General features: G+C 60.7%; 19 protein-coding genes and 1 riboswitch. Of the genes, 6 read left to right on the forward strand and 13 right to left on the reverse strand.

Features of this window, described 5'->3' with window-relative positions:
- Window positions 1-2: 2 nt before the first annotated feature.
- Window positions 3-854 carry a flagellar motor stator protein MotA gene (gene motA, locus KGB21_RS19710; RefSeq protein ID WP_034148729.1) on the reverse strand — a complete coding sequence of 284 codons (852 nt, stop codon included), beginning with the start codon at window positions 852-854 and terminating at the stop codon, window positions 3-5.
- Between the two features lie 166 nt (window positions 855-1,020).
- Between motA and KGB21_RS19715 the strand changes: the two genes are divergently transcribed.
- From KGB21_RS19715 to asd, 3 genes are read left to right on the forward strand one after another with little or no spacing between them, the layout of a single operon-like run.
- Window positions 1,021-2,559 carry an HDOD domain-containing protein gene (locus KGB21_RS19715; RefSeq protein ID WP_223506424.1) on the forward strand — a complete coding sequence of 513 codons (1,539 nt, stop codon included), beginning with the start codon at window positions 1,021-1,023 and terminating at the stop codon, window positions 2,557-2,559.
- A gap of 42 nt (window positions 2,560-2,601) precedes the next feature.
- A complete protein-coding gene (locus tag KGB21_RS19720) occupies window positions 2,602-3,417 on the forward strand; it encodes a rhodanese-like domain-containing protein (RefSeq protein ID WP_034148727.1) in 816 nt (271 codons plus the stop codon).
- Between the two features lie 18 nt (window positions 3,418-3,435).
- On the forward strand, window positions 3,436-4,296 hold the full coding sequence (gene asd / locus KGB21_RS19725) for an archaetidylserine decarboxylase (protein ID WP_034148726.1): 861 nt from the start codon (window positions 3,436-3,438) through the stop codon (window positions 4,294-4,296).
- A gap of 111 nt (window positions 4,297-4,407) precedes the next feature.
- On the opposite strand, the gene serB is transcribed toward asd, so the two are convergent.
- Window positions 4,408-5,622: a phosphoserine phosphatase SerB gene (serB, locus tag KGB21_RS19730; protein WP_034148725.1), complete on the reverse strand. Its 1,215-nt coding sequence runs from the start codon at window positions 5,620-5,622 to the stop codon at window positions 4,408-4,410.
- A gap of 134 nt (window positions 5,623-5,756) precedes the next feature.
- Here serB and KGB21_RS19735 point away from each other — a divergent pair, with 134 nt between their 5' ends.
- Window positions 5,757-7,274 (forward strand): AhpA/YtjB family protein, encoded by a 1,518-nt coding sequence (locus tag KGB21_RS19735; RefSeq protein WP_223506426.1) that lies wholly within the window; start codon window positions 5,757-5,759, stop codon window positions 7,272-7,274.
- A 244-nt stretch (window positions 7,275-7,518) separates the two neighbouring features.
- Here the strand turns inward: KGB21_RS19735 and KGB21_RS19740 are convergent, their stop codons facing one another.
- The 9 genes from KGB21_RS19740 to KGB21_RS19780 all read right to left on the reverse strand — a co-directional run bounded on the left by KGB21_RS19740 (window position 7,519) and on the right by KGB21_RS19780 (window position 16,924).
- Window positions 7,519-8,232, reverse strand: a complete 714-nt coding sequence (locus KGB21_RS19740) for a membrane integrity-associated transporter subunit PqiC (RefSeq protein ID WP_034148723.1) — start codon at window positions 8,230-8,232, stop codon at window positions 7,519-7,521.
- Window positions 8,233-8,408: 176 nt separating this feature from the next.
- On the reverse strand, window positions 8,409-10,676 hold the full coding sequence (gene parC / locus KGB21_RS19745) for a DNA topoisomerase IV subunit A (protein ID WP_034148722.1): 2,268 nt from the start codon (window positions 10,674-10,676) through the stop codon (window positions 8,409-8,411).
- A 7-nt stretch (window positions 10,677-10,683) separates the two neighbouring features.
- On the reverse strand, window positions 10,684-11,208 hold the full coding sequence (locus KGB21_RS19750; protein ID WP_034148721.1) for a TIGR02281 family clan AA aspartic protease: 525 nt from the start codon (window positions 11,206-11,208) through the stop codon (window positions 10,684-10,686).
- The gene (locus tag KGB21_RS19755) at window positions 11,205-12,194 is read right to left on the reverse strand and encodes an esterase-like activity of phytase family protein (protein ID WP_223506428.1); all 990 of its coding nucleotides are present in this window, start codon (window positions 12,192-12,194) and stop codon (window positions 11,205-11,207) included. Before KGB21_RS19755 ends, KGB21_RS19750 begins: the two co-directional genes overlap by 4 nt.
- Complete coding sequence (gene parE / locus KGB21_RS19760) at window positions 12,194-14,098, reverse strand: DNA topoisomerase IV subunit B (protein WP_034148719.1); 1,905 nt, start codon at window positions 14,096-14,098, stop codon at window positions 12,194-12,196. Before parE ends, KGB21_RS19755 begins: the two co-directional genes overlap by 1 nt.
- A gap of 41 nt (window positions 14,099-14,139) precedes the next feature.
- Window positions 14,140-14,748 (reverse strand): YqiA/YcfP family alpha/beta fold hydrolase, encoded by a 609-nt coding sequence (locus KGB21_RS19765; RefSeq protein ID WP_034148718.1) that lies wholly within the window; start codon window positions 14,746-14,748, stop codon window positions 14,140-14,142.
- A gap of 196 nt (window positions 14,749-14,944) precedes the next feature.
- Window positions 14,945-15,760, reverse strand: a complete 816-nt coding sequence (gene cpdA, locus KGB21_RS19770; RefSeq protein ID WP_223506430.1) for a 3',5'-cyclic-AMP phosphodiesterase — start codon at window positions 15,758-15,760, stop codon at window positions 14,945-14,947.
- Between the two features lie 103 nt (window positions 15,761-15,863).
- Window positions 15,864-16,316, reverse strand: a complete 453-nt coding sequence (locus KGB21_RS19775; RefSeq protein ID WP_034148716.1) for a DUF1249 domain-containing protein — start codon at window positions 16,314-16,316, stop codon at window positions 15,864-15,866.
- Window positions 16,307-16,924, reverse strand: coding sequence for an NUDIX domain-containing protein (locus KGB21_RS19780; protein WP_223506432.1), 618 nt, complete (start codon window positions 16,922-16,924; stop codon window positions 16,307-16,309). Before KGB21_RS19780 ends, KGB21_RS19775 begins: the two co-directional genes overlap by 10 nt.
- A 206-nt stretch (window positions 16,925-17,130) precedes the next feature.
- Here KGB21_RS19780 and KGB21_RS19785 point away from each other — a divergent pair, with 206 nt between their 5' ends.
- The gene (locus KGB21_RS19785; protein ID WP_034148714.1) at window positions 17,131-17,877 is read left to right on the forward strand and encodes an RsiV family protein; all 747 of its coding nucleotides are present in this window, start codon (window positions 17,131-17,133) and stop codon (window positions 17,875-17,877) included.
- Here KGB21_RS19785 and cytX read toward each other — a convergent pair.
- Both cytX and thiC read right to left on the reverse strand, forming a co-directional pair.
- On the reverse strand, window positions 17,846-19,138 hold the full coding sequence (gene cytX / locus KGB21_RS19790; protein ID WP_223506435.1) for a putative hydroxymethylpyrimidine transporter CytX: 1,293 nt from the start codon (window positions 19,136-19,138) through the stop codon (window positions 17,846-17,848). The genes KGB21_RS19785 and cytX overlap by 32 nt on opposite strands.
- Window positions 19,139-19,270: 132 nt before the next feature.
- Entirely contained in the window at window positions 19,271-21,160 is a 1,890-nt protein-coding gene (gene thiC / locus KGB21_RS19795; protein WP_046039775.1) for a phosphomethylpyrimidine synthase ThiC, read from the reverse strand.
- Between the two features lie 168 nt (window positions 21,161-21,328).
- A riboswitch (TPP riboswitch) is annotated at window positions 21,329-21,434 on the reverse strand.
- 203 nt (window positions 21,435-21,637) lie between these two features.
- Here thiC and KGB21_RS19800 point away from each other — a divergent pair.
- A complete protein-coding gene (locus tag KGB21_RS19800) occupies window positions 21,638-23,077 on the forward strand; it encodes a TolC family outer membrane protein (protein WP_034148711.1) in 1,440 nt (479 codons plus the stop codon).
- Window positions 23,078-23,570 lie beyond the last annotated feature (493 nt).

Raw genomic sequence — 23,570 nt, forward strand, 5'->3', positions numbered from 1 at the left:
TCTTAGCGACCACGAACCGCTTGTTCCAGCTCGGCGAAGCTTGGACGGTGCGCCGGGTACAGAACCTTGCGCCCGAACTCCACGGCCAGCGACGGCGGCATGCCGGAAGCCGAAGCCACCAGCGAGGCCTTGATGGCTTCGTAAACGTTCAGCTCTTCCTTGGCATCGTGGGCCAGGGAATGAGCCAGCGGGCCGAAGAAGCCGTAGGCGGCGAGAATACCGAAGAAGGTACCCACCAGTGCCGCACCGACGTGCAGGCCGATGGACTTCTGGTCGCCCTCACCCAGGGACGCCATGGTCACCACGATACCCAGTACTGCAGCGACGATACCGAAACCGGGCATGGCGTCGGCGATGCCGTTCACCGCGTGGGAGGGGTGCTCCAGGTCTTCCTTGAGGCTGTACAGTTCCATGTCGAACAGGCCTTCCAGCTCATGGGGAGCCATGTTGCCGGAGGACATGATGCGCAGGTAATCGCAGATGAACGCGGTCATGCGCTCGTCCTTGAGGACTGCCGGGTACTTGGCGAAGATCGGGCTCGCGGCGGCGTCTTCGATGTCACCTTCGATGGCCATCATGCCTTCGCGGCGGCTCTTGTTGAGGATCTCGTAGATCAGGCCCAGCACTTCAAGGTAGAAGCCGTGGTTGAAACGCGAACCGAACATGCTCAAAGACTTCTTGAGCACGTGCATCGTCATGTAGCCGGGGTTGGCCTGCAGGAATGCACCGAGGGCCGCACCACCGATAATCATGACCTCGAAGGGTTGAATCAGGGCGGCAATTTTGCCGTGGGAGAGCACGTATCCGCCGAGCACGCTCGCGAATACGACGATGATGCCGATTATTTTAGCCATAGGTAGGAGAGCACTTACTGAGTCGGGTTCAAGGTCATATTCGGAAGTTAAAAAATCTCTTCTTCTACTTATCGGCAAAACTGCGCCAGACTATAGCCAGTTCAGGCGAAAAGCCAATTTGACCCGCTCCGGGCACCGTTAACGCTGACGATGATCGCCTCCAGACATGCCTAACGAAACGAACGTTCCGACGCTAAAACCGACCACTCTCGAAGGCTGGGTCAAGCTTCTCGATGGCGTGCGCCTGCCGGTTCCGCAACACAGCCATGACCGCGTCAGCCGGGCGATCCGCAACAGTCGCAGCTCGCTGCGCGACATCGCCGAATTGATGCAGGACAGTCCGGCCCTGGCCTTGAGCGTGATCCGCGAAGCCAACCGGCACACCCATGGCAACATGACCGAGCCGGCGGAGAACCTTGAAGTCGCGATCAATCGTCTCGGTTTGAAGCGCACCGAAGAACTGCTTGAGCGGTTGCCCGCGCTACCGCAGGCCGAGATTCCGAAAGCCCTGCGCCAACTGCAAATGATCAGCCAGCACGCCACGCAACAGGCCAACGGTTTTTTTGCCAGCCGCCTGGCGCGCCTGTGGCAGGACATCCACTGGGGCAGCCTGCTGTTTCTGTCGCCGCTGTGGCCATTGGCGTTGACTCATCCGCAATTGCTCGAAGAGTGGGAGTTGCGGGTCATCTATAAAGGTGAGTCGGCGCGAAAAGTCGAAAAACAGCTGTTTGGCGTGCCCCTGCTGAAAATCGGCCTGGCCCTGGTAGACATCTGGCGCCTGCCCATTTGGGTCCAGCAAGGCTATCGACTGCTGCTGACCGAACAACGGGAACTGGTGAAAGTCCTGCGCATCGCCCGCGACAGCGAGCACCCGTTGCGTCAGCAAAACCGCCTTGACGACGATCCGAACCTGCGCCGCTGGCTCAATCAACCGGCCAACACCGTGTTGCTGGCCAACGGTCTGGCGTTGTCGGCGCAACAGGCCTGGGACAGTCCGCACAGCGAGCGCTGGCAATACCTGACCAGCCTTTACCTGCAAATGCCGATGGATGAGTTGCAGCAACAGTTGCACCAACAGGCGGCGAACAGCGCACGGCATCACGCCATGCCTAACCTTTGGCACCCCGCCGAAGCGCTGATCTGGCCGTGGGGCATGAACCGCGTTCACGCCGGGTTGCTTGCGGCGCCAGCGCCTACCGCTGAAGACTTGGCGAAGTGGCGCAAGCAATGCGCTGAATTGCTGGTCGAGCCGAGTCGATTCACCAATGCCATGCACCTGACCACGTCCGCCCGTGACGCACTGGTCGCGTGTGGCATGCGCCGAGTGATGATTTTGATGGCCGATCGCACACACGCCAATCTGCGAGTACATCAGACCGCTGGATTACCGAAAGAAGTGGCCGGGCTTAATTTCGCGGTCAGCCAAAGCAACGTGCTGCAACGCCTGCTCGCGCAACAGGCTCAGGTACGCCTGACGCCGGCGAACAACGCGCAATTTTCTGCCCTGCTACCCAACAACCTGCGTGCGCAATTCAGCGGTGAACATCTGCTGCTACGCTCGCTGGTCAACAATGGCCGGGTGATCATGATTGTGGTCGCGGATCAGGGCGGCGGGCCGTTTTCGGAAATCACTGTGCAAGCCTTCGGCAAAACCGCGCAGTGCATCGAAAAAGCGCTGCACAGCTTTAGTGAACGCGGCAAATGAGCCTGCGTTACAATCCTCCCTTTTGTGCCCTGGAGACCTCACATGTCTGACTTCTCTGGCTTGCCGCTGGTAATCGAACCGAGCGACTTGCTCCCTCGCCTCGACGCCCGCGAACTGATCCTGGTGGACCTGACCAGCAGCGCCCGCTACACCGAAGGGCATATCCCCGGCGCACGTTTTGTCGATCCGAAACGCACGCAACTCGGTCAGCCGCCGGCGCCAGGCCTGATGCCATCGCAAGCGGCACTCGAAGCGCTGTTCGGTGAGCTGGGACACAACCCCGACGCGGTCTACGTCGTGTATGACGACGAAGGTGGCGGCTGGGCCGGGCGCTTTATCTGGCTGCTGGATGTCATTGGCCACAGCAAATACCACTATGTCGACGGCGGCCTGAAATCCTGGCTGGCGGAAGGCTTTCCGATGTCGATCCAGGTCCCGCCAGCGGTCGGCGGTCCGGTCAGCCTGACCCTCCACGACGAACCGACTGCCACCCGTGAGTACCTGCAAAGCCGTCTCGGCGCCGCCGACCTGGCGATCTGGGACGCACGCGGGCCGCTGGAATACTCGGGCGAGAAAGTGCTGGCCGCCAAGGGCGGGCACATTCCCGGCGCAGTCAATTTCGAATGGACCGCGGGCATGGATCAGGCGCGCAACCTGCGCATCCGCAGCGACATGCCGCAGATCCTCGAACAACTCGGCATCACGCCTGACAAAGAAATCATTACCCACTGCCAGACCCATCATCGGTCGGGCTTCACTTATCTGGTGGCCAAATCCCTCGGTTATCCGCGGGTCAAAGGCTACGCCGGTTCCTGGGGCGAATGGGGCAATCACCCTGACACGCCTGTCGAGCTTTAAGGTTTTTAAGGACACCCAATGAAAGAGCGTTTGTTTATCCTCAGCCAGTACCTGCTGCCCCACCACTTGCTCTCGCGACTGGCCGGCTGCATCGCCGAATGCCGCGTGCGCTGGTTCAAGAATGCGTTCACCGCGTGGTTCGCCAAGCGTTATCAAGTGGACATGTCCCAGGCACTGGTTGAAGACCTGACCGCCTACGAGCATTTCAATGCATTCTTCACCCGTGCTTTGAAAGACGGCGCGCGCCCACTGGACGAAACACCGGGCGCGATCCTCAGCCCGGCGGATGGTGCGGTTAGCCAACTCGGCCCGATCGAACACGGTCGCGTGTTCCAGGCCAAGGGCCACAGTTTCAGCGTGCTGGAACTACTGGGGGGCGACGCGGCAAATGCTGCACCGTTCATGGGCGGTGATTTTGCGACTATTTACCTGTCGCCGAAGGACTACCACCGCGTGCACATGCCACTGGCCGGGACCCTGCGCGAGATGGTCTACATTCCCGGCCGGATTTTCTCGGTCAACCAGACCACTGCTGAAAACGTCCCGGAACTGTTCGCCCGCAACGAGCGTGTGGCGTGCATTTTCGACACCGAGCGCGGGCCGATGGCCGTGGTGCTGGTGGGCGCAATGATCGTGGCGTCGATTGAAACCGTTTGGGCCGGCCTGGTCACGCCGCCGAAACGCGAACTGAAAACCTTCCGCTACGACGAAGCCGCCCGTGCGCCGATCCACCTGGAAAAGGGTGCGGAACTGGGTCGCTTCAAACTGGGTTCGACCGCTGTCGTGCTGTTCGGGCCGGATCAAGTGCAGTGGGCTGAAGAACTGGCGGCGGGTTCGCCGGTGCAGATGGGTCAGGGTATGGGCCTGCCAAAAGCATAACCCGTGTGCTGGAACGCGGTGCGCCTGGCTCACCGCGTTCGCAAACCTGTAGGAACCGGCTTGCTGGCGATGGCGTCATCAAGAACCCCATCGCCAGCAAGCTCCTACTATTTACAACTGTCCGTCGCGATCGCGAAAGCCCAGCAAATACAGCACGCCATCCAGCCCAAGGGTGGAAATCGCCTGTTTCGCCGACTGTTTCACCAGCGGTTTGGCACGGAACGCCACGCCCAACCCGGCGATCGCCAGCATCGGCAAATCGTTGGCTCCGTCACCGACCGCAATGGTCTGTTCCAGACGCAAACCTTCCTTGTGCGCCAACTCCTTCAGCAAATCTGCCTTGCGCTGCGCATCGACAATCGGCTCAATCGCCACGCCGGTGACCTTACCGTCGACCACTTCCAGTTCGTTGGCAAACACGTAGTCGATACCCAACTTGGCCTGCAATTGCTTGGCGAAGTAGGTAAAGCCACCCGACAGAATCGCAGTCTTGTAACCCAGACGCTTGAGTTCGGCGAACAGGGTTTCAGCACCCTCGGTCAGACGCAAGGACGCGCCAATCGAGTCGAGCACGCCAACATCCAGACCTTTGAGCAAGGCCAGGCGCTCTTTGAAACTGGCGCGGAAGTCCAGTTCGCCAGCCATCGCCCGCTCGGTGATTTCCGACACTTTGTCGCCTACACCGGCAGCCTTGGCCAGCTCGTCGATGACTTCTGCTTCAATCAGGGTCGAGTCCATGTCGAACACCGCCAAACGACGGTTACGACGGAACAGCGAATCTTCCTGGAAGGCGATGTCGACGTTCAGTTCCTGGGCCACGCTGAGGAATTCGGCCCGCAGCGCCTGCGGATCGGCCGCTTCGCCACGCACGGAGAATTCGATGCAACCCTTGCCCTTGTCGGCCGGAGTGTCGAGCGGCATGCGCCCGGACAATCGATCGATGTGATCGATGTTCAGGCCATATTTGGCGGTAATCGAACTCACGGCCTGCAATTGCCCGGCGGTCACTTTGCGGGTCAGCAACGTCACGATGTGGCGTTTTTTGCCCTGGTTACCGACCCACTGCTGGTAATCCTCTTCGGATACCGGCGTGAAACGTACTTGTTGATCGAGCTCGTAACCCTTGAACAGGATGTCCTTGAGCACCGACTTGCCTTGCTCGGTGTCGGGAATTTCAACCAGGATGCCGAACGACAAGGTGTCGTGGATCACCGCCTGACCGATGTCGAGAATGTTCACACCACCCTGGGCCAGAACGCCGGTAATGGCCGCAGTCAGACCCGGACGGTCGACTCCCGTGATGTTTATCAGGACGATTTCGCGCAAGGCGCACCCCCGCAGGTGGAAAAAAACCGCATTCTACCCACTTTCAGTGACCATCGGGCACCGTGAGCGCTTTGACGGCCTAGGGCCTGTCGCTATACTGCGCGTCAACTTCACGGACAAAGAGCCGAGCTCAAGTGAACCGGCCCACGCCAGTAAAAACCGATAACTTCTTCCTGCTGATCTTCCGGGCACTGCGTCACCGCCGTGTACCGATTGCATTGCGCATTGCCAGCCATAACGTGATCCTGGTCGCTCTGGCCTTGGTGATCTACGCCTGTGTGATGGGTTTGCAGTTCAAGCAGGCCATGCACGAGCAGGCAGATGCGCTGGGCGAAAGCCTGACCACGCAGACCGCCACCTCGGCCACCGAGCTGCTTGTGTCAAACGACATCCTCAGCCTCAACGTGCTGCTCAACAACCTGACCAAGAACAAGCTGGTGGCCCATGCCGCCATCTATAGCGTGGATAACCGCATCCTCGCCGAAGCCGGTCAGCGTCCCAAGCACGGCCTGTTGGGCGAAGCCGAGGGCATGTATCAGAGCAAGATCACCTTCCAGGACGTGACTGCCGGGCAGCTGCGCATCAGCCTGGACATGGATCAGTTCCAGCAACCGATGACCATCAGCCTGCAAAGCATGGGCATCCTGAGCGCGATCCTGCTGGCATTGTCCCTGGCCTTGAGCCTGCGTCTGGGCCGGCACATCTCCACGCCGCTCCTGCAACTGCGCGTATGGCTGCGCAATATTGACGAATACACTCCGGCCACCGAGCGTCAGGACGAGATCGGTGATCTGGCGCGCCAACTGCACGCCAATTTCGCTCCGGAGCCGGCGCCCGTACCGGAACCGGAACCGGAATTCGAAGACACCGAAGACGACGAAGCCGAACCGGGCTTCGAAGTACGCAACCTGCGCGATCCGAGTTTCGATGAAAGCCGTCCAGTGGCCGCGATGAAAGCGGCGCCACGACGCGTTGTCAGCACCGTCGAAGACGATGACGACGATGCCTTCGCCGACTTGCTCGATGACCCGGTAGAAAGCGCACCGAAGCCAGCCGTTAAACCGGTAGCCTCGAACGTGCCGCAGCACAGCGCCGTACTGGCCGTGCAACTGGGTTCTCAGGAGCAACTGCGTCGTCTGCCACGCACACGCCTGGAAGAACTGCTCAAACGCTACCGCGATTGTCTCGACCAGGCCGCTTCGCTCTATGAGAGCGAAATGCACACCCTGAACGATGGCAGCACGCTGATGCTGTTCCACACCGAAGACAGCGGCGACGACTACCTGACCAATGCCATTTGCTGCGGCGAGTTGCTGCGCGCGCTGGGTCATCAATTGCAGATCGAAGTCGCCGACAGCGGCATCACCCTGCAATTGCAGCTGGGCCTGACCCTGGGCGACGAGTTGTTCGGCCTGAGCCAGATCGACCTGCTGCTGACCGATGCCGCTCAGGACGCCCTGGCCTTGTCGCAACACAGCCGCAACCTGCTGCTGGTGGAGCGCAAGATCAGCGACGACGCACTGATCCGCCAACGCGCGCGGATCCGCCCGATCGCCAGCCCTGAAGGCGCTTGCTGTGTGGAGCGGCTGATGGAGCCTTATCCGTCGATGCTGGAACGGCAGTTGGCGCGGATGCACGAACGCCGGGCGTAAAGACCCGTTATGAAAAAGCCCGCAGACGAGTGATCGTCTGCGGGCTTTTTGTTGCCTGTCCTGGCGCTATCGCTGGCAAGCCAGCTCCCACAGTGATTGATGTCGCACACAAAATCAGCGCTCAACAGATAACCTGTGGGAGCTGGCTTGCCAGCGATGAGGCCATCAGCAGCACGGAAGCCTCCAACCGCCAGAAACAACAAGGCCCGCATCTACGCGGGCCTTGATTTGAATCCTCCCAGGCTTAGAAGCGAAACACTTCCATATCCGTCCGGATCGGTGCAGCCATCGGGATCTTCGGCTGTTTTTCCTGTTCCGCCGCAGGTGCCACAGGCTTGGCCGCCGCTTTTTTAGGCGCTTCGGCAATCGGCGGCTGGTTAGCCAATGGCTTGAGCGCGACCGACAGCTGTTCGGCGAGTTTCTGCAACAACACACCTTGAGCCTGAACCTGAGCCGCCGTACCGCCAGCGTGCTGTTCCTGCAAATGGATGATGCGGTTATCACGCACCTGACCACGACGGTCGATCAGACGCCATTGCGCATCGAGGATCGCCGGTTGCGACTCACCCGAATCCAGGCGAGTGATGGTCAGCAACACCTGAACATCCGGCGTGAAGCCTACCGTTGCGGGCGCGAGCACTACGCGCTGACTGTCCAGATGACCAGCCACCTGACGCAGCAACAGTTGATCGATGTCGGAAGACAAACTGCCAGCCCAACGACCGTCGGTCGAGGCTTGCAAGCTGCCATCCGGCTGACGCTGCAACAGGGTTTCGCGTTGCAGGTAGTCGGCAACGACTACCGGGCCCAGCAATACCGCCATGCCCGCACTTTGCGCAGGCGCAACCGGACTTCCGCTGTCCAGTTGATACAGCGACACCGGCTGGTGAACGCTGCAACCCGCCAGGCCTAAAACGCCAGCGAGCATCAAAATAAAAGGAAGGCGCAGAGCAGTCATCGTCCCATCCAGGTGGCCGCCACAAGGCTGACCACAGTGAAAATACTCAATAAATATGAAGAACGCTCGGCCACGCCGGCGCTTGAAAGGCCATATCATCCGTGAATATGCGTTCCGACTCCAGCGCCAATGCGTCGATCTACGCGTTAAATCGTAGATCGAGGCCTCTAGGACGCTTAATTGAGGTTTTCGACGAGCAGCGCATCTACCCTCTGGAAGCCGCGTGGCAGTTTGTTACCACGACGGCCACGTTCACCTTTGTAGTGTTCGAGGTCGTCCGCTTTCAGTGACAAGGTACGTTTTCCGGCCTGTAGCACCAATGTAGCGCCATCCGGCACAACGGCGATGTCCGTAACATACTCTTCGCGACTGGCCACACGCTCACCAGGAATCCCGATGATCTTGTTGCCTTTGCCCTTACCTAATTGTGGCAGATCGCTGATCTTGAAGATCAGCAGGCGACCTTCGGTGGTCACCGACGCCAGCCAGTTATGTTCACGATCGGCCACCGGACGCGGCAGGATCACCTTGGCGTTGTTTGGCAGGCTCAACAGCGCCTTGCCCGCCTTGTTCTTGGCCTGCAGGTCTTCACCCTTGACCACGAAACCATAACCGGCGTCCGACGCGATGACGTACAGCGCATCGTCTTCCGGCATCAGCACGCATTCGAAGCTTGCGCCTGGCGGCGGCGTCAGACGACCGGTCAGCGGTTCGCCCTGGCCACGGGCCGATGGCAACGTGTGCGCGGCCACCGAATAGCTGCGACCGGTAGAATCGATAAACACCGCAAACTGGTTGGAACGCCCCGGCGCCAAGGCCTTGAAACCGTCCCCGGCCTTGTAGGAAAGCCCGGTGGCGTCGATGTCGTGGCCCTTGGCGGAGCGCACCCAGCCCTTTTCCGACAGCACGACGGTGACTTTCTCGTTCGGCAGCAGATCGTGCTCGGTCAGCGCCTTGGCTTCAGCGCGCTCGACGATTGGCGAGCGACGGTCGTCGCCATAGGTCTCGGCGTCCTTGATCAGCTCGGTACGGACCAGTTTTTTCAGTTTGGCTTCGCTGCCCAGCAGGGCTTGCAGCTTGGCTTGCTCCTTGAGCAGTTCGTCCTGCTCGGAGCGCAGCTTCATTTCTTCCAGTCGCGCCAATTGACGCAAACGGGTGTCGAGAATGTAGTCGGCCTGGATTTCGCTCAGGGCGAAACGCTCGATCAGCGCGGCTTTCGGATGTTCCTCGGTGCGGATGATGTGAATCACTTCATCCAGGTTGAGGTAGGCGATCAACAAACCGTCCAACAGGTGCAGGCGACGCTCGACCTTATCGAGGCGGAATTGCAGGCGACGACGCACGGTCTGCACCCGGAATTCCAGCCACTCGACCAGCAAGGCCCGCAGGTTTTTCAGCTGCGGCTTGCCGTCCAGGCCGATGATGTTGATGTTGACCCGATAGCTCGATTCCAGCTCGGTGCTGGCGAACAGGTGCTGCATCAATGCATCGTGGTCGAAGTTTTTGCGAGCGCCCGGAATGATCACGATCCGGCACGGGTTCTCGTGGTCGGATTCGTCGCGCAGGTCCGCGATTTGTGGGGCTTTCGACGGTTTGGCCTGCATCATCGCGGCGATCTGTTCCAGCACCTTGGCGCCGGAAACCTGATGCGGCAGCGCGGTGACGATGATGTCGCCGTCTTCGATGTGGTACACGGCGCGCATCCGCACCGAGCCCTTGCCGGTTTCGTAGATTTTCAGCAGGTCGGCGCGCGGCGTGATGATTTCCGCTTCGGTCGGGTAATCCGGACCCTGGATGTGTTCGCAGAGCTGTTCGACCGTGGCTTTGGGCTCGTCGAGCAAACGCACGCACGCCGTCGCGACTTCGCGCAGGTTGTGCGGCGGCACATCGGTGGCCATGCCCACGGCGATGCCGGTGGTGCCGTTGAGCAGGATGTTTGGCAAACGTGCCGGCAACACCAGCGGCTCGTCGAGTGTGCCGTCGAAGTTCGGCCCCCAGTCCGCCGTGCCCTGGCCCAATTCGCTGAGCAGCACTTCGGAGTAACGCGAAAGCCGCGCTTCGGTGTAACGCATGGCGGCGAAGGATTTGGGATCATCCGGCGCGCCCCAGTTGCCCTGGCCGTCCACCAGCGTGTAGCGGTAGCTGAACGGCTGGGCCATGAGGACCATGGCTTCGTAGCAGGCCGAATCGCCGTGGGGGTGGAATTTACCGAGCACGTCACCGACGGTACGCGCCGATTTCTTGTGCTTGGAATCGGCGTCCAGCCCCAACTCGCTCATGGCATAGATGATGCGCCGCTGTACCGGCTTCAGGCCGTCGCCGATATGCGGCAAGGCACGGTCCATGATCACGTACATGGAATAGTTGAGGTAGGCATTTTCGGTGAAGTCAGCCAGCGATCGGCGTTCTACGCCATCTAAGCTGTCTGCAAGGATGTCGCTCATGCGGGCCTCATCGGTTCGTTGTCTGGCGCAGCAGCATGGTGCCACCGCGCTGGGTAAATTCAAGTTTGTTCAGTGCGCTCATGCCGAGCAGCACTTGCTTGCCATCCAGGCCTGGCACGACGATGGCGCGCACATCGCGCAGCACAATATCGCCCAGTTGCAGCCGATCGACGCGGGTTCGATAACCCTCGGTACGACCGTTGGCGGTGCTCAGGGTTACCCCGAAGCCTTGTTCCAGTTTCAGCCGTTCGGCCATTTGCGCCGGGATCGCCACATCGGTCGCCCCGGTATCGAGCATGAAATCCACCGGCTGACCGTTGATATGGCCGCTGGCGACGAAATGCCCCTGGTCGTTGCTGACCAGTTTCACTTCGATAAAACCTTCGCCCTGCTCCGAGCTGACGACCACGTTGGGATTTTGCTGACGCTCTTCCCACTGACCAAAAAACCGTGTCGCCAGAAACAGCGCGGCGCACCACGCCAGCACCATCATTACCCGACCAGCGCGTTTGCCCGGTGTTTGCTGACTCATGGCCTGGCGCTCCAGCCACCGTCAGGCGCGGCAAAGCGCCAGACAATCGGCCGTTTCTCGCCGTCGGCGCGAGCACCGTCGTTGTTGTCGATACCGATCCATGCGCCCTCGGTGTCCACCACCAGCGCTTCCGCCAGACCATAGGGTTGTGGATAGCGCCGATTTTCCTGCAAAGCCTCATCGGCAAACGACCAGCAGCGCTCGACCTTGGCCGACACCGCGTCGCGGCGGCAAATCTCGAACGCGTTGCGCTCAAGGGTAAACAACTTGCCGTTGAACAATGACAGATCGGCAAAGTCCCGGAAAACCGCTTTGGCCTTGGGAAATTGCGGTGGCTGCATTTCCACGCCAGCCTCGCTCAGCAGTACGCAACCACCATCGCAGTCCCAGACGGTTTGCTGGCGCTTGATGGAGATCAGGCCACGGCGCTCGCGCTCGGCGGCCAGCCACAATTGGTCGCCCGCCGGGTTGATCGCCAGCCCTTCGAACAGCGCGTTGAAGTGCAACAACATGCCGCTGGCCCGCGCTTCGCGGACCATGAGCGGTGAAATCTTCAGCCAGGTGGCCGGCCCCGTTAGCGGAATTTGCAGCACGGCGGCATGGGATTCACTGACCACGTAGCGATTACCAGCGCTGTCGCAGGTGATGCCTTCGAAATCCAGGTCACCACCACGCACAAACGCCGCCAGCCAGGCCCGCGAACGCAATCCCCAGGGCAAGCCACTGGCGGGTACCGGAGGTGCGCCGATGCCCACGGCTTCGGCGCGCCAGACGTTGCCCCCGGTATCGAGACGGTAGATCTGATCGTCGTCGCGGTCGGACACTGTCCACAGTTCCTTGCCGCACTGGGCCAGCCCCGACAGATTGCCGCCGCGCATGCCGTCGACGGCATGCTCGGACAATAGACGCAACTGCGGCGTCGGCTCGGCAGACACCGTCATCGAGGTCAGCAGCAACGCACACGCCAGGGCAAAGCCCAGACGCATCAGCCCAGCACCTCCGCCAGGTTGCCCTTGGACTCCAGCCAGGTCTTGCGGTCGCCCGCGCGTTTTTTCGCCAGCAGCATGTCCATGATTTCCGAGGTCGCCTCGAAATCATCCAGGGTCAATTGCACCAGACGCCGGGTGTTTGGGTCCATGGTGGTTTCGCGCAGTTGAGGCGGGTTCATTTCACCCAGACCTTTAAATCGGGTGACCTGCGGCTTGCCGCGTTTCTTCTCGGCCACCAGGCGATCGAGAATGCCGTCGCGTTCGGCTTCGTCCAGGGCGTAGTAAATCTCTTTACCCAGGTCGATGCGGTACAGCGGCGGCATGGCGACGTAGACGTGACCGGCATCGACCAGCGCGCGGAAGTGCTGGACGAACAAGGCGCAGAGCAAGGTTGCGATGTGCAGACCGTCGGAGTCGGCGTCGGCGAGGATGCAGATTTTGCCGTAGCGCAGCTGGGTCAAGTCTGCCGCGCCCGGATCGACGCCGATGGCCACGGCAATGTTGTGCACTTCCTGGCTGGCCAGCACTTCGCTGCCATCGACTTCCCAAGTGTTGAGGATCTTGCCGCGCAACGGCAGGATCGCCTGGAATTCCTTGTCCCGCGCCTGCTTGGCCGAACCACCGGCGGAGTCACCTTCCACCAGGAACAGCTCGGAGCGCATCGGGTCCTGCCCGGCGCAGTCAGCCAGTTTGCCCGGCAGAGCCGGCCCTTGGGTGATGCGTTTGCGCTCGACTTTCTTGCTGGCCTTGAGGCGACGGCCGGCGTTGTTGATCGCCAGTTCCGCCAACAGCAAGCCGGTTTCCGGGTGAGCGTTGAGCCACAGGCTGAACGCATCCTTGACCACGCCGGAAACGAACGCCGCCGCTTCGCGAGACGACAGACGCTCCTTGGTCTGACCGGAGAATTGCGGCTCCTGCATTTTCATCGACAGCACGAAGGCGATGCGTTCCCAGACGTCTTCCGGCGCCAGCTTCACGCCGCGCGGCAACAGGCTGCGGAATTCGCAGAACTCGCGCATCGCATCGAGCAGGCCTTGGCGCAGACCGTTGACGTGGGTGCCGCCCTGGGCTGTCGGGATCAGGTTGACGTAGCTTTCCTGCACCGCGTCGCCACCTTCCGGCAACCACAGCAGCGCCCAGTCCACGGCTTCCTTGTTACCGGCCAGGCTGCCGCAGAACGGCTCGTCCGGCAGACGCTCGAATTCGCTGACCGCGTCGACCAGATAGGAACGCAGGCCGTCTTCGTAATGCCATTCGACTTTCTCGCCGGTGGCCTTGTCTTCAAAACTGACCAGCAGCCCCGGGCACAGGACGGCCTTGGCCTTGAGCACGTGCTTGAGGCGGCTGATGGAGAATTTTGGTGAGTCGAAGTACTTCGGGTCCGGGGCAAAGAACACGCTGGTCCCGGTGTTGCGCTTGCCCACAGTACCGACGATTTCCAGCTCGGTTTTCTTGTAACCGTCGGCAAAGGTCATCTGGTATTCGTTGCCATCACGCTTCACGCGCACCCGGACTTCGGTCGACAAGGCGTTGACCACTGAAATACCCACCCCGTGCAGACCGCCGGAGAACTGGTAGTTCTTGTTGGAAAACTTGCCGCCCGCGTGGAGCTTGGTGAGGATCAGCTCGACGCCCGACACGCCTTCTTCCGGGTGAATGTCCACCGGCATGCCACGGCCGTCATCGCTGACTTCCAGCGAATGGTCGGCGTGCAGGATGACCTGCACCGATTTGGCGTGCCCGGCCAAAGCTTCGTCGACGCTGTTGTCGATGACTTCCTGGGCGAGGTGGTTCGGCCGACTGGTGTCGGTGTACATGCCGGGGCGTTTGCGCACCGGGTCGAGGCCCGAGAGGACTTCGATGGCGTCGGCGTTATAAGAGCTAGCGCTGGGAGTGGCCATGGGGTCTCGTCGTCAGTGTGTCAGTGATAAGGGGCGAGATATCACAGGGCAGTGAAATCAATCGCCTGATACAAATCGGCGCCAATGCCGGCAAAACTCAGCATGGCGGGAAGCTGTGTGGCAAACCCCTGGAAACTATGGTCGCCGCCGGCCTGGATCCGCAAGGCACAGGCCCGGTAATACTGTTGGGCGAGGCGATAATCCAGCGTTTCGTCACCGGTCTGCAACCACACCTGATAGCGCTGCGGGTCCTGCGGTGCCGGCACTTCCAGTTCGGCCAGGGCCGTCACATGGTCGTGGGTCAGCTCCCAGGCCTCATCGGTATACAGGTTTTTCTGTGTCCCCAGAAACCCGTCGAACATCCGGTGCGGGCTGACGGCAGGGTTGATCAACAGGGCCTTCAGGCCATGGCGTTCGGCCAAGTGAGTCGCATAGTAGCCGCCGAGTGAGCTGCCGACCAGCAGTGGCCGCCCGAGCGCTTCAATCGCCTGCTCCAGCTGACCGATGGCTTCGCGGGGATGGTGATGCAGGGCCGGCACCCGCAGTTGATCGCTCAAACCCAGGCGCTCCATCACTGCGCTCAACTGCGTGGCCTTCTTTGACGCAGGCGCACTGTTGAAACCGTGGATATAAAGGATCGAGCCGGACATTTGAACTCCCTGTGCGTCGGGTAAAGAGGCGGAGTTTACAGGGAATCGGGGATAGATATAGAAATCGGCGGCGTCTGTGCGGACGCCATCGCGAGCAGGCTCGCTCTCACATTGATTCTGCGGCGACCACTAGTCCAATGTGGTAGTGAGCCTGCTCGCGATGGCCGTGCCTCGGTGTATAGAAATGACCAATATGTCAGTAGCCGTTTGAGCCGTAATCGACCTGGAATTCGAAGCCGATCACGCGCTCCACGCCCGTTTCCAGCCGTCCATCCGGCAACAACCGCAACCAGCGATACCCTGGTGCCTGCTCCCCGACCTTGAAATCTTCGCTGCCCGGCTCGAACTGAATGCAGGTCGACGGCGAGGCGATCAGACGCACGCCGTTACGCATTTGATCGATTTCCTGATGCACATGCCCCCACAGCAGTGCACGCGCCTGCGGAAAACGATCGAGCACTTCAAAAAAGGCTTCTGGATTGCGCAAGCCTATCGGCTCCATCCATTCGCAACCGATCGACACCGGATGATGATGGAAACACACCAGATGATGGCGCTCGGGCGCTTCGCTCAGCGCCTGGGCCAGCAACTGCAACTGTTCATCCTGCAGAAACCCTGGCACCGAGCCCGGCACGGCGGAATCCAGCAGCGTGACCCGCCAGTTACCGATATCCACCACCGGTTCCAGCAAAGCACTTTGCACCGCGGCCTCGGCCATGATCCGCGGCTCGTCGTGATTGCCGGGAATCCAGCGCGCCGGCGCATCGAGTTGCCCGGTCTGCTCTCGAAACTGCTGGTAGGACTCCAGCGTGCCGTCCTGGGATATATCGCCGGTGGCCAGGATCAGGTCGATCTGCGGCTGCTGCGCGCGCACCAGTTCGATGACTTTTTGCAGACTGTCGCGAGTATTCATGCCCAGCAGCGTACCGTCCGCCTCGGCGAACAGATGGCTGTCGGAAATTTGCACCAGCAACGCCGGATCGGCGGTGGTCAGGGTGGATACGCTCGGCAAGGTGGTCTCCCAGGGCGTGATCGCGGGATTGGATAATGGCGCAATTATGCTGGGGGATGATCGAAAATGGGAATCCGTGAACCTGACGCAGTTCACAACAACGTTAACGGACCACTTCGTACTCGTGCCCCAACGCCAGGCAATGGCTCAACCATTCGCCCAGGAACATGTTCAGTTGGGCCTTTTCGTCGGGTTGGTGCATCGAGGCGTTCGGATAAGGATAGATGCCACGAAAGCGTCGCGCATGTTCGGCGCTGACCACTTCGGCCATGCAGGCGTCGTGATACACCTGCACTTCCAGTTGCGGCACCGGCAGCCACGGCAAGCTGTGTTCCTGGCGCACTTGCAGGGTCGTGGTGTACGGACAGACCTGCAGCACTTCCAGCGCCAGCACGCCGAGCATCTGCTCGCCATGGGTCACGGCGATGCGCCGCGCGGCGGGCTCGCTGCGCATGTCCGGCAGCAGTCGCATCAGGCGCGCATAGTTCGCCTCACACGAGGCTTGCAGCCCCACGAGGTCAACCCGATAGCGATCGCGCAGCTTGTTTACGACCATAACCCCCTCACTTCAACGCGGTTCAGTGCCAGCCATTGCAAGGCAATGATGCTGGCCGCGTTGGCAATACGACCGTCGCGCACGGCTTGCAGGGCATCTTCGAAAGCCCACACCGTTACGCGGATATCTTCTGCTTCTTCCTCCAGCCCATGCAGGCCGCCGACCCCGGTTGTCTCGCAACGCCCCAGGTACAAATGCACGAATTCATTGCTGCCGCCCGGCGATGGAAAATATTTGGTCATCGGCCACAGCGCCCCGAATACAAGCCCAGCTTCCTCCTGCCCTTCGCGGTGAGCAACTTCTTCCGGTACTTCTTCCTTGTCGATCAGACCAGCGACCAGTTCGATCAGCCACGGGTTGTCGGTCTTGCCCATGGCGCCGACCCGGAACTGCTCGATCAGCACCACTTCGTCGCGCTGCGGATCGTAAGGCAGTACGCAAACCGCGTCGTGGCGCACGAATACTTCACGATTGATCTCGCGACTCATGCCGCCGGCGAACAATTCGTGGCGCAAGTGCACGCGATCGAGCTTGTAGAAGCCCTCGTAGCACTTTTCGCGCCGAACGATATCAACGGCGGTCGGAATGGCGTTGGCAAAATCAGTCATGACAATCCTCGTAACGACAACGAGGCTCCAGCCTCGACTTCGCGCCATCCTAACGCGCCCGTGACGTTTGATGCAGCCCCTTTCCCGTCAGCGGGATAGACGGTGAGGGAGAAACCCACTCTAATTAGCTTAGTGGCGAACTGACTGCTCCGTTGACAGTCGAAGCGGGTAACTTTTCGCCTTTCCCTGTTTTATGAAGGACAACCATGTCGCTTTTTAAAATCGCCTCCGTGGCCGCCATCGCCCTGACCCTGGGCGCTTGCCAGAGCCTGTTCCAGCCCAACTATCGGGCGCCGCTGGAAACCACCCGCGACGCCACTGAACAGCTCAAGCCAGGCTGCACGGACCAGGACTGTCCGCTGGTGAACATCGACACCCTGCACTTCCCCGCCGAACCTGCACTGGACGGCATCATCGAAAAACGCTTGCTGCAAATGACCCGCACCTCGCCCGACGCCCCGGTGGCGCCGACGCTGGCAGCTTACCGCGAACAGTTTTTGCGCACCGCCGGCCCGCGCAACAGCATTTACTTGCAGGCCAAGGTACGTGAGCAGCATGACGGCTTGGTGATCATCGAGTTGTCCAGCTACCTGGACACCGGCGGTGCCCATGGCACGCCGGGTCGGGGTTTCATCAACTATTCGCGTCAGCAGCAGAAAGTGCTGACGCTCTCGGACATGCTGGTGCCCGGCCAGGAAGAGGCGTTCTGGAAAGCGGCGCAGGTGGCGCACAACAGCTGGCTGATCAGCACCAAGCTCGATCAGGAACCGGAGTTCGTGAAGAGCTGGCCGTTCCAGAAAACCCAGAACGTGGCGCTGACCTATGGCGGGGTGATCCTCAAGTACGAAACCAGCAGCATCGCGCCGTACGCGCTGGGCCATGTCGAACTGAAGATCCCCTACCCTCGCCTGAACGGCATCATCAAGCCCGAGCTGTTTCCCGGCCGTAACTGAAGGCCCGGCCCAGCACGAGCTGAAGCAGCCCTGCCAGGATCAGCGCCGGCAGGGTTGCACCAACGTCCGGATACAGATTGGCCAGCAAATGATAGGTGCTGACACCGCCCAACCAGGCGAGCAGCGCCGGCCAGCGCAATGCGGCTGACGCCACCTGGCCACTGCATTTGCGCAGGATGAAGTGATCCACCAGCACCACGCCGAACAACGGCGCAAACACCGAGCCGATCAACAGCAGGAAGTTCTGGTACTGAGCCAATGGCGCCAGCAAGGCGATAAGGGTACAGACCACACCGATGGCCAACGCCAGGTGTTCGACTTTCAGGCGCAACAGAATCCCGCTCGACACCGCCGCCGAGTGAATATCGGCAAAGGCGTTTTCCGTTTCATCCAGCAGAATCAGCAGCAGCGGAATCCCCAGGCCGGCACCGGCCAGCGCCAACAGCAAGGCATTGACTTCACCGCTCGGCGCGAACGCCAGGGTGTAGGCCACGCCCAGGCTCATCAGCCAGAAGTTACCGATAAAGAAACCGATCGCGGTGCCACCGAAGACATTCTTCGCCCGCTTGCCGAAACGCGAGTAGTCGGCAATCAGCGGCAGCCACGACAACGGCATGGCGATGGCAATGTCGAAACCCACCGCGAACGGCATCGAGCCATCGCCGGCCTGGGCCCACAACGCGGCCAGATCAGCCTTGGCGAACAGGTTCCAGGTCAGCCAGATGCACGCGGCCAGCAGCAGCCAGATGCCCCACTTGCGCAGGATCTGCCGTACGAAGGTCAACGGACCGCTGACAGCCAGCAAGGTTGCCAATGCACCGAAGAACAGCGTCCACAGCATAGGACTCGACAGCAGGCTGCCTTCGCTGAAGGCCTTCGCGCCCAACAGGCTGGCGGCATCGCGCATGACGATGATTTCGAACGAACCCCAACCGATCAGTTGCAACAGGTTCAGCACCGCCGGCAGGCTCGCGCCACGTTTGCCGAGGCTGAGCTTGAGTGCTGCCATGGACGACAGGCCGGTCTCGCTGCCGATCACGCCGACGGCGGCCAGCAGCAGAACGCCGACCAGCGTGCCTAGAAAAATCGCCAGCAACGAGCCGGAAAGCCCCAAACCTGGCGCCAACAGTGCGCCGGTCTGCAGCACCATCAGGCCAATGCCGAGGGAGAACCACAGGGAAAACAGATCACGGCCGCCGAAGACACGTTTGTCGGTCGGCACCGCGATATCAGGTGAGTAAGTGCTGGGTTGAATGCTCAAGGGTGTTATCTCAGAGGGACATTTGTTGTTGTGGTCTGCACGGTCCTGTAGGAGCTGGCTTGCCAGCGATCAAAGCGACGCGGTGCATCAGGTGCACCGCCATCGCCGGCAAGCCGGCTCCCACAGTTGGCATCAAACTTTCTGGTAAAGCTGACTGCCTTCCTGCTTGAAGCGCTCAGCCTGCTCAGCCATGCCTTGGGCGACGTCCACGTCAACCGCTTCGATCCGCTGGTTGGCCGCGTACTCGCGGACTTCCTGGGTGATTTTCATCGAGCAGAATTTCGGCCCGCACATCGAGCAGAAGTGCGCGACCTTGGCCGAATCCTTCGGCAACGTCTCATCGTGATACGAACGCGCGGTGTCCGGATCCAGGCCAAGGTTGAACTGGTCTTCCCAGCGGAATTCGAAGCGCGCCTTGCTCAAGGCGTTGTCACGAATCTGCGCGCCCGGATGACCCTTCGCCAGATCGGCAGCATGCGCGGCGATCTTGTAGGTGATGATCCCGGTCTTCACGTCATCCTTGTTCGGCAGGCCCAAGTGCTCCTTCGGCGTCACGTAGCAGAGCATGGCGCAACCGAACCAGCCGATCATCGCCGCACCGATACCGGAGGTGATGTGGTCGTAGCCTGGCGCGATGTCGGTGGTCAGCGGGCCGAGGGTGTAGAACGGCGCCTCGTCGCAGCATTCGAGTTGCTTGTCCATGTTCTCTTTGATCAACTGCATCGGCACGTGGCCCGGGCCTTCGATCATGCACTGCACGTCGTGTTTCCAGGCGATCTTGGTCAGCTCGCCAAGGGTCTCCAGTTCGCCGAACTGCGCTTCATCGTTGGCATCGGCAATCGAGCCCGGACGCAGGCCATCGCCCAGCGAGAAGCTGACGTCGTAGGCCTTCATGATTTCGCAGATGTCTTCGAAATGGGTGTAGAGGAAGTTCTCTTTGTGGTGCGCCAGGCACCATTTGGCCATGATCGAACCGCCACGGGAAACGATGCCGGTCACGCGCTTGGCGGTCATCGGCACGTAGCGCAGCAACACGCCGGCGTGGATGGTGAAGTAGTCGACGCCCTGCTCGGCTTGCTCGATTAGCGTGTCGCGGAACAGCTCCCAGGTCAGGTCTTCGGCCGCGCCGCCGACTTTTTCCAGGGCCTGGTAAATCGGTACCGTGCCGATCGGCACCGGCGAATTGCGGATGATCCACTCGCGGGTTTCGTGGATGTGCTTGCCGGTGGACAGGTCCATGACCGTGTCCGAACCCCAACGAATGCCCCAGGTCAGTTTCGCCACTTCTTCTTCGATGGACGAACCCAAAGCGCTGTTGCCGATGTTGCCGTTGATCTTCACCAGGAAGTTACGGCCGATGATCATCGGTTCCAGTTCGGTGTGGTTGATGTTGGCCGGAATGATCGCGCGGCCACGGGCGATTTCGTCACGGACGAATTCCGGGGTGATGATTTTCGGCACGCTGGCGCCGAAGCTGTGACCGGCGTGTTGCTGGTCCAGCAGGCCGGCGGCGCGGGCCACTTCCAGCTTCATGTTTTCGCGGATGGCGACGTATTCCATCTCGGCGGTAATGATGCCTTGGCGCGCGTAGTGCATCTGGCTGACGTTGGCGCCCGGTTTGGCCCGACGCGGGTTGTTGACGTGGGCGAAGCGCAGCTTGGTCAGCTCAGGGTCGGCCAGGCGCTCCTGGCCGAAATTCGAACTCAGGCCGCTCAGGCGCTCGGTGTCGCCACGGGATTCGATCCACGGCGAACGCACATCGGCCAGGCCTTTGCGCACGTCGATGATCACGTTGGGATCGGTGTACGGGCCCGAGGTGTCATACACCACCACCGGTGCGTTGACCTCGCCGCCGAAGTCGGTCGGCGTCACGTCGAGGCTGATTTCGCGCATTGGCACGAGGATGTCCGGGCGGGTGCCCTGAACATAAATTTTTTGCGAGCGGGTAAACGGCTGCACCGATTGCTGATCGACCTTGGCCGAGTCACTCAGGTTGGTGGCGATTTTTGCTTTTGTAGTCATCACGGGCTCTCCAGACAGCATCCAGGCAGTGGAATTTTGTCGGAGCGAACCTGTAACGAATGGACGCGACCAATCAGCGATGAAAAAGCTGTTGGTGCTGTGCTCAGTGCTCGAGGGGTGTTCGATTGTCGAACAACATCCCGGACGAAGCACAAGAGGACTCGCCGGGTGACGAGAAATCTTGTTCCCTACGCAGGCGCTAACCTGATCAGGTTCAACGGGATCCGAAATTATTCGATCTCAGCCTCATAGCAAGGCACCCCGACAAGAACCCGGCCAGTCTAGACACAACTGGCAAGGAACGCCAACACCGCTGCAAACACCGTGATGAATGGCGCAATTACCGGGAACGGCAGGATTGTTGCCGCTCGTCTGCGCAACTACACTCGCTACGGCCATGCTGCGCATTGACGCTGCATGTGCCGCGCCGTAGCCTTGGCGCTCAAATTATCAGCGTAATTTTTAAGGGATCGCCTCATGCTGCGCAAACTCTCACTGGCCCTCGCCGTGTCTTGTGCGTCCAACGGAATGGCTTGGGCAGCAGAAGCGCCCTTATCGAGCAAAACCGATCTGGTCAGCGTCTATCAGGAAGCGGTGAACAACAACGCCGACCTCGCCGCCGCCATCGCTCAATATGGCGCCCAGAAAGAAGTCGTGCCCCAGGCCCGCGCCGGGTTGCTGCCCAATCTCTCGGGCGGCGCCGATATTGCCAGCGTGCGCACCTCGATCGATCAGCCGTCGGCCACCGCCAACCGCAACGCTCATTCGTATCAGGCGACCCTGGCGCAGCCACTGTTCCGTGCCGATCGCTGGTTCCAGTTCCAGGCAGCCAAGGACGTCAACGAACAGGCCGCCCTGCAACTTTCGGCGACTGAACAAAACCTGATCCTGCAAACCGCTGACAGTTACTTCAACGTTCTGCGCAGCCAGGACAACCTGGCGTCGACCAAAGCCGAGGAAGCCGCGTTCAAACGTCAACTCGATCAGTCCAACGAGCGCTTCGATGTCGGCCTCTCGGACAAGACCGACGTGCTGAACTCACAGGCCAGCTACGACACCGCACGCGCCAACCGTATCGTTGCGCAGCGTCAGGTGGATGATGCTTTCGAAGCCCTGATCACCTTGACCAACCGTCAATACAACTCGATCCAGGGCATCAGCCACAACCTGCCGATTCTGCCGCCAGCGCCGAACGACGCCAAAGCCTGGGTCGAAACCGCCGCCCGGCAGAACCTCAATCTGTTGGCCAGCAACTACGCCGTCAGCGCCGCCGAGCAAACCCTCAAGCAGCGCAAGGCCGGCCATGCGCCGACCGTCGATGCGATTGCGAAATACGAGAAAGGTGATAACGATGCGCTGGGCTTCAGCAACCCGAGTGCCTTCGGTGTTCCCTACAAAGGCGATGTCGAGCAAACGCAGATCGGACTGCAATTGAACATCCCGATCTACAGCGGTGGTCTGATCAACTCCCAGGTGCGCCAATCCTATGCGCAACTGGACCAGACCGAGCAGCAACGCGAATCCCTGCGTCGGCAAATCGTCGAAAACACCCGCGACCTGCACCGCGCGGTGAACACCGATGTCGAGCAGGTGCAGGCGCGCAAGCAGTCGATCATCTCCAACCAGAGCGCGGTGGAAGCAACCGAAATCGGCTATCAGGTGGGCACGCGAAACATCGTCGACGTGCTGGATGCGCAGCGCTCGCTCTACACCTCGGTACGTGATTACAACAACACCCGGTACGACTACATCCTCGACAACCTGCGCCTGAAGCAACAGGCCGGCACGTTGAACCCGGGGGATTTGCAGGACCTGGCACGCTGGCTCAACCCCAACTACAACCCGGACAAGGACTTCCTGCCGCCGGATCTGGCGAAGGCGGCGGCTGAGCAGTTGAAGGCAAGACCGGGTCAGTAAAAGCAAAAGATCGCAGCCTGCGGCAGCTCCTACAGGGGAAAGCAAAACTTGTAGGAGCCGGCTTGCTGGCGATGGCGTCAGCGAGATTGCCATCGCGAGCAAGCTTGCTCCTACGAAAATCGGTGTGCCGCTCGATCCGGGCATGACGCAAAACCTGTAGGAGCCGGCTTGCTGGCGATGGCGTCAGCGAGATTGCCATCGCGAGCAAGCTTGCTCCTACGAAAATCGGTGTGCCGCTCGATCCGGGCATGACGCAAAACCCGTAGGAGCCGGCTTGCTGGCGATGGCGTCAGCGAGATTGCCATCGCGAGCAAGCTTGCTCCTACGAGACGGTACGCCGCTCGATCCGGGCATGACGCAAAACCTGTAGGAGCCGGCTTGCTGGCGATGGCGTCAGCGAGATTGCCATCGCGAGCAAGCTTGCTCCTACGAGACGGTACGCCGCTCGATCCGGGCATGACGCAAAACCTGTAGGAGCCGGCTTGCTGGCGAT

Source organism: Pseudomonas sp. GL-RE-29 (assembly GCF_019947275.1).
In the GTDB taxonomy this organism is placed as follows: domain Bacteria; phylum Pseudomonadota; class Gammaproteobacteria; order Pseudomonadales; family Pseudomonadaceae; genus Aquipseudomonas; species Aquipseudomonas fluorescens_A.